Raw genomic sequence first — 6,000 nt, 5'->3', positions numbered from 1 at the left:
GTGTCAGCCACATTGGGTTGGCTGACACTCCATCGCGAGCAGGCTCGCTCCTACAGGGATTCGGGTGATTTCCGCTCAGCGACTCAAGCGATCGGGATCAGCGGATCTGCTGCGGCCCATGCGGTTGCACGATCAGCTGCCGGCGGGTAGATCCACACGGTGTTGATCTGCGTTTTCAGGTTCTTGCCTTCCTGTTTCACCAGTTTGACCTGACGGTCCCAGCCCTCGGTGTACACCGCGCCCCAGGCACCCAGGTCCAGGCAGGTGACGTATTTGGGTTGGCTGTACGGCGTCGGGTCCACGCCCAGGATCTGCGCGGCAACGTTATTGCCGGCGTGACGCCCCAATACGATGGCGTGTTGGCAGGTCATCAAGGCGTAGTTGCCAATGTCGTCGGACGCGGCATAAGCCACATCGCCGGTGGCAAAGATATCGTCCTGACCGATGACTTTCAGGTGGCTGTCCACGTGCAGGCGGCCCAGGTGATCGCGTTCGGCAGGGATCTGCTCGGTCAGCGAACTGGCGCGCACGCCGGTGGTCCAGACCACGGTTTTGGCCTCGATACGCTGGCCGTCGCTCAAAGTGACACCGTTGGCATCGACGGAAAGGACCGAAGCCTTCAAGTGCCATTTCACACCGGTTTCAATACTGGCCTCTTCGATCGACTTGGCGATTTCAGCCCCCATCGACCCGCCAATTCTCTCGCCACGATCGACAATGATCACCTCGACGTCGGCCTGATCGCCCAAAATGGCACGCAGACGTGCGGTCATTTCGGTCGCCGTTTCAATCCCGGTGAAGCCGCCGCCGGCCACCACCACGGTGTTGCGGGCTTTGCTTTCCGGCAGGCTGGCCAGGGATTTCAGATGGTTTTCCAGGCGCACGGCCTCTTCGATCTGGTCGACATCGAACGCGTGTTCAGCCACGCCGGCGGTCGTCGGAATCGCCAGACGGCTGCCGGTGGCCAGAACGAGTTTGTCGTAGCTGCACAACTGTTTCGCACCCGAGGCGTCGACATAACCCACGCGTTTTTGCTCGACGTCGATGGTTTGCGCAGCGCCCTTGATGAACTTCACGCCCACCGCATCGAACAGCTCGCCAATCGGCGCGGCCAGTTGGTGCGCGTTCGGTTCATAGAAACGCGGACGCACGCGCAGCTCGGCCTGCGGGGCCAGGACGGTGACTTCTACGTCGTTGTGACCATGAATGTCGAACAGGCGTGTGGCGCTCAAAGCCGTCCACATGCCACCGAAACCTGCGCCGATTACCAGAATGTGCTGTTTCATCTTTAACTCCGTGAGAAGGCCGATCAATGAATTCGTAGAGGTCGTGTGCTTGCCAGTGCCGACCGAACAACTACGACTGTATTGATCCTAGTTAATTAACGCAATCGGTTTTTTCTGATGGTTGCCATCGAAAGGTTCGATGGCTCGACCGAGAGAGCCTTTACCCACGCACAAGGGGTAATGCGCAGAGAGATGCGCCGACGGGATTCGTTGCCTGCCTAACCTTCAGCTGCTAACATTTGCGACAAGATTAGTCGGAGATCCAAATGTCTCTTTACAGCGCTGGCGTTGAGTACGGCATTCATTGCCTGATTTTCCTGGTGGGCAATTGCGGCGACACCCGTGAGGCGAGCGTGCGTGACCTCGCAGAGCTGCAAGGCGTGCCACTGGACTATCTGGCGAAAATTTTCACCAAACTGGCCAAGGCAAAACTGGTGGTCGCCACTGAAGGCGTGCGCGGCGGGTTCAAGCTGGCCCGGCCCTCCGACGAAATCAGCGTGCTCGATATCGTCAATGCCATCGACGGCCAAAAGCTGATTTTCGATTGCCGGGAAATTCGCGGGCGTTGCGCCCTGTTCGAAGGTTCCGCCCCGGATTGGGCGGTGTCAGGCCATTGCTCGGTCCATGCGGTCATGATGACGGCGCAGAAACGCATGGAAGACGCCCTCGCCCAGCAGACCATCCTGGATCTCGCCAGGAAAGTCGGACGAAAGGCGCCCTCGGAGTTCAGTGCTCAGGTTGATAACTGGATGAGTGATCGCCGGGACAAGAAAAGCGCTGCCCCGGCCGCTGACGAGCAGACCATTGCGGTTACCAACATTTGACGCCTTCGCCGGCAAGCCGGCTCCTACAAAGGCACCGTAATCCCCTGTAGGAGCCGGCTTGCCGGCGAAGGCGATCCATCAAACGCCGCTATAAACAGTCCCGAACCGACTGACGCAGTGCGCCTGACTTGGCCCATGGCGGCCCTTGATACAGCGAAACCCGGCTGCCCTCTTTCGATTTCACGACATCCAGAATTTCGTCGGCCGTGATGATGCTCGGCGCCTTGATCCGGTAGCCATTGGAAATCGGCGTTTGAGTCGTATTGGAAATCTCTTTCTGCCACGCCGGCAATACGCAGGCGGCATACTCCTTCGGCGCTTTCTCACTGTACTTGCTGAAATTCGGCTCACCCGGCACCAGTGACGCAGGCAAGGAGCACCCCGCCAGTAACGCCACCACGACTCCCGCAATCAACGTCCGCATGACGCCCCTCTATTCAAAAAAAAAGGAAATGTAGCGCGTCGTCTTGCAGACATCCATTCAATGAGCCTTTCTCAATGTTTGTCGATGTTCTGGCCGGGATGCGCAGCGGGCCGCTCGTTCAGGAAAGTCATCCATCGTTCATACGCTTCGTGCTGCCATTGAGTGACCCGCTCCCATTCCGGACCGCTGAGTTGATGAGCGGAAATCAGCTTCATCATCTCCGTGGTCGCCGCGTCCAGATCGACCATCAGCTCATGCGCGTGAACCCTGAAGTCATCGGTCGTCGTCATTTGAAATTGCCTCGCCCCGGCGGAAATTCGCCACTTCAATACGACAGCAAATCTTTTCGTTCGCGTGCATCTTCCCGACCAAAGGCAGCATTGGCAGTTCGGACGAACAAAACGCCCTGTCCAGGGAAATGGGACTAAAATTTCGTAGCAGAGGTTTTCTGGAGATCGTCATGTGGCTCAACGAATCTGAAAACGAACTTCGACGTGACCTGCAAAGCGTTGCGTCGGACCTGAGGTGGTCGGCTGTAGAGCTTTTGCGCCTGGCAGACCAGTTAAAGCTGTCTGGCAATGATGTCGATGCGCAGGCGGTGCTGAGGCTGTGCGACCTGTTTCAGGGCGACGAACAGCGATTGGCAGGCTATGCCGAAGAAGTGAAAGCCAAGGCCATCAGTCGCAACAAAGCTCACTGAACAGGAGCGCGGCCATGAACAAGCCTTTATTCGCGCTGGTTGTCGTACTGGCAGCGCTGGCAGGCTGCAGCACTGAATCACGCCTCTATGGCGACCTCCCGTTGGTCGCCAACGTCGAGACCGGAATGAGCAAGGATCAGGTCGAGCAAATCGGCGGCCCGCCTCACACCATCACCGACCGCACGGCTGTGCCTGGTACTTGCTATGACTACAAGCTGACGAAAGCCGGCCATCAACAGGCGTACAACGTCAGTTTCGATGACCGGGGCAAGGTCGACCACACCAGCTTCATCACCTGTGCGGAATGGAGCCGCCTGCAAACAAAAGCCAGGGAGTCTTCCCATAGCGCTGGCGGGGGCGGCGGCGGTTACTGAGACGAAATGAAAAGCCCCGGAAAAAACCGGGGCTAGAAGCGTTTTACTTAACCGTCGTCTGGTTGCTTGCCGGCCTTTTGGCCCGGGATTTGTAACCGGGAAGTGCCGCGGCAAAGGCCAGTGCCTCTTCCCGGCTGGCAAAAGCGCCCAGTTGGTCACCTTGAGTGCACACCCGCCATGGGCCATTGCTCACGCTAAGTACGTCATAACCGTTCATGTGCATCTTATTCAGCATCGGAACGCTCATAAGTCACCTCCATTTTCGGTACTGAAGTCCAGGATTGACCTGCCTACCTTACACCCACCCTTCGCCGGGGTGCCGACCAGACGTCGCGACAGGATTCCGCCATTCGGTTGCACTTTCAGCCCCTGAGACACCTCCAATCAACGAAGAGCCCCGTGCAGCCTTGAGCGGCCTGAATATTGCATTTTTATTTCTATTTTGTGACAACGATCAATCAGGTAACACATGAAAGTACGCGCAACCGTCATTTGTGAGCAGGACCGGCACGTTCTCCTGGTGCGCAAGCCAAGGTGTCGCTGGACGTTGCCCGGCGGAAAGGTCGAGCCCGGAGAAACCGCGGCAGGCGCCGCCATGCGTGAGCTTCAGGAGGAGACCGGGCTTGGGGTCGACGACATGCTGTACCTGATGCAACTGGAAACGGGCGGCACCCGACACCACGTTTACGAGGCGTCGGTGCTCAACTCGTCAGAGGCCCGGCCGCAAAACGAAATTTTCGACTGCCTGTGGTATCCGCTGGACGCCGTGCAGAACCTGAACACCAGCGACGCCACGCTGCGAATCGTCAGAGCGTTTCAGCGTCGCCTGTAAGGTGGATCAGGCCTTGGCCACTGCCGTTGCCGCCTTGTCGATAAACGCCGCCACTTCGACCGGCATCGAGGCAAGGGACGCGTGACTGGCGTGCAACGTCAGGACCTCTTTGGCGTTCAACCGCCCCGCCATCCACTGCTGGTTTTGCGGCGCGATCATCCGGTCGTCGGTCGACACCTGATACCACGACGGCTTGTTCTTCCACGCCACCGTAGTGATCGCATCGCCAAACGTGCCGGCCAAGGGGGCTTTTTGGGTGATGCCCATGACCAATCCTTCGGTTGCGGGCAGGTCCTGGCAGAAGCTTTCGTGGTAAAGCTCCGGTCTGACCCACAAATAACCATCACTGTCGGGGGCCAGGTTCGCTGCGGCAGCGGGCGGATGCCGTTGAGTGATGGCGCCGGGACTTTCACCTGCGTCCGGTGCGAACGCGGCGATGTACACCAGACCCACGACATTCGCTTGATTGCCGGCCTCGGTGATGACCGCACCGCCATAGGAATGCCCCACCAACAACACCGGCCCCGCCTCTTGCGCGACCATTTTGCGCGTGCGCTCGGCATCATCGGCCAACGACGTGAGCGGCATCTCGACCGCGCGGATGCGGGTGTAGCCCTTGCTCAACAGTTCGGCGATAACCTTGTTCCAGTGGGCGGCACCGCCCCAAAAACCATGGACCAGCACGATCGTGGGTTTCTCACTCATCACGTTGACTCCGTTTGATGGGGTTGTTGGCGAACACTGTCAGCCCTGGTCGCCACCACCCACCGGCATGATCATGCCGGTGATGTAGGACGCTTCGTCGCTGGCCAGAAACAGAATAGCGCCTGCCTGCTCATCCAGCGTGCCATAGCGTTTCATCAAACTGCTGTCGAGCGTCTGGTCGACGATCTGCTGGTACCACACTTTTTCTTCAGCGCTCTGTTCGGCGCTGTTGCGCGGAATCACTCGCGGCGGCGCTTCGGTGCCTCCGGGTGCCGTGGCATTGACCCGCACGCCACGACCGGCGGTTTCGAACGCCAGGCACGCGGTCAGCGCATTCACCCCGCCCTTCGCCGCACCGTACGGCACACGGTTGATGCTGCGCGTGGCGATGGACGAGACGTTGACGATGGCGCCGCTGCCCTGCTCCAGCATGAACGGCAGCGCCGCATGGCAGCACCATAACGTCGGGAACAGAGAACGGCGGACTTCGGCCTCGATCTGCTCGGCTTCGTAGTGTTCGAACGGTTTGGCCCAGATCGTCCCGCCGACATTGTTGATGAGGATGTCGAGACGACCGAAGCGCTCGACGGCGGTTTGCATCACGCGGTTGCATTCGCCGTATTGCTCAAGATCGGCGGTCAGCGCGAGCACCTGGCTGTCCTTCCCCAATTGCTGCTGCACTTCAAACACCAGCTCGGAGCGGTCGACCAGAATCAACCGCGCCCCCTCCGCCGCCATGCGTTCGGCGACACGCCGACCGATGCCTTGGGCGGCACCGGTGATCAACGCGACTTTTTCGTGAAATCTGTTCATGTGTACCTCGTTGAAAATCGTTGCCGCACCATCGCACTATGT

Annotated in this window: 10 protein-coding genes; 4 read left to right on the top strand and 6 right to left on the bottom strand. The window is 59.1% G+C overall.

Annotated features, from left to right (window positions below; genetic code table 11):
* Window positions 1-83: 83 nt before the first annotated feature.
* Window positions 84-1,286, bottom strand: coding sequence for an NAD(P)/FAD-dependent oxidoreductase (locus tag KGB24_RS18370; RefSeq protein ID WP_223413788.1), 1,203 nt, complete (start codon window positions 1,284-1,286; stop codon window positions 84-86).
* A 266-nt stretch (window positions 1,287-1,552) separates the two neighbouring features.
* Between KGB24_RS18370 and KGB24_RS18365 the strand changes: the two genes are divergently transcribed.
* The gene (locus KGB24_RS18365) at window positions 1,553-2,110 is read left to right on the top strand and encodes an RrF2 family transcriptional regulator (protein WP_223413789.1); all 558 of its coding nucleotides are present in this window, start codon (window positions 1,553-1,555) and stop codon (window positions 2,108-2,110) included.
* Window positions 2,111-2,198: 88 nt separating this feature from the next.
* Here KGB24_RS18365 and KGB24_RS18360 read toward each other — a convergent pair whose 3' ends face one another.
* Together KGB24_RS18360 and KGB24_RS18355 are read right to left on the bottom strand one after the other, a co-directional pair.
* A complete protein-coding gene (locus KGB24_RS18360) occupies window positions 2,199-2,534 on the bottom strand; it encodes a hypothetical protein (protein ID WP_223413790.1) in 336 nt (111 codons plus the stop codon).
* A 71-nt stretch (window positions 2,535-2,605) separates the two neighbouring features.
* The gene (locus tag KGB24_RS18355) at window positions 2,606-2,824 is read right to left on the bottom strand and encodes a hypothetical protein (protein WP_223413791.1); all 219 of its coding nucleotides are present in this window, start codon (window positions 2,822-2,824) and stop codon (window positions 2,606-2,608) included.
* A 170-nt stretch (window positions 2,825-2,994) separates the two neighbouring features.
* Between KGB24_RS18355 and KGB24_RS18350 the strand changes: the two genes are divergently transcribed.
* On the top strand, window positions 2,995-3,234 hold the full coding sequence (locus tag KGB24_RS18350; RefSeq protein ID WP_008029106.1) for a hypothetical protein: 240 nt from the start codon (window positions 2,995-2,997) through the stop codon (window positions 3,232-3,234).
* A 14-nt stretch (window positions 3,235-3,248) separates the two neighbouring features.
* Complete coding sequence (gene osmE / locus KGB24_RS18345; RefSeq protein WP_223413792.1) at window positions 3,249-3,608, top strand: osmotically-inducible lipoprotein OsmE; 360 nt, start codon at window positions 3,249-3,251, stop codon at window positions 3,606-3,608.
* A gap of 43 nt (window positions 3,609-3,651) precedes the next feature.
* On the opposite strand, the gene KGB24_RS18340 is transcribed toward osmE, so the two are convergent.
* Entirely contained in the window at window positions 3,652-3,855 is a 204-nt protein-coding gene (locus KGB24_RS18340; protein WP_008029102.1) for a hypothetical protein, read from the bottom strand.
* Between the two features lie 222 nt (window positions 3,856-4,077).
* On the opposite strand from KGB24_RS18340, the gene KGB24_RS18335 reads away from it, so the two are divergent.
* The gene (locus KGB24_RS18335) at window positions 4,078-4,440 is read left to right on the top strand and encodes an NUDIX hydrolase (RefSeq protein WP_008029100.1); all 363 of its coding nucleotides are present in this window, start codon (window positions 4,078-4,080) and stop codon (window positions 4,438-4,440) included.
* A 6-nt stretch (window positions 4,441-4,446) separates the two neighbouring features.
* Here KGB24_RS18335 and KGB24_RS18330 read toward each other — a convergent pair whose 3' ends face one another.
* Entirely contained in the window at window positions 4,447-5,145 is a 699-nt protein-coding gene (locus tag KGB24_RS18330) for an alpha/beta hydrolase (protein ID WP_223413793.1), read from the bottom strand.
* A 39-nt stretch (window positions 5,146-5,184) separates the two neighbouring features.
* Window positions 5,185-5,958 (bottom strand): 1,6-dihydroxycyclohexa-2,4-diene-1-carboxylate dehydrogenase, encoded by a 774-nt coding sequence (locus KGB24_RS18325; protein WP_008029096.1) that lies wholly within the window; start codon window positions 5,956-5,958, stop codon window positions 5,185-5,187.
* Window positions 5,959-6,000 lie beyond the last annotated feature (42 nt).

This window comes from Pseudomonas sp. BF-RE-25 (genome assembly GCF_019956105.1).
Lineage (GTDB): Bacteria > Pseudomonadota > Gammaproteobacteria > Pseudomonadales > Pseudomonadaceae > Aquipseudomonas > Aquipseudomonas migulae.
Note: the sequence above shows the minus strand (reverse complement) of the source record. Positions and strands in the feature narration are given on the sequence as shown.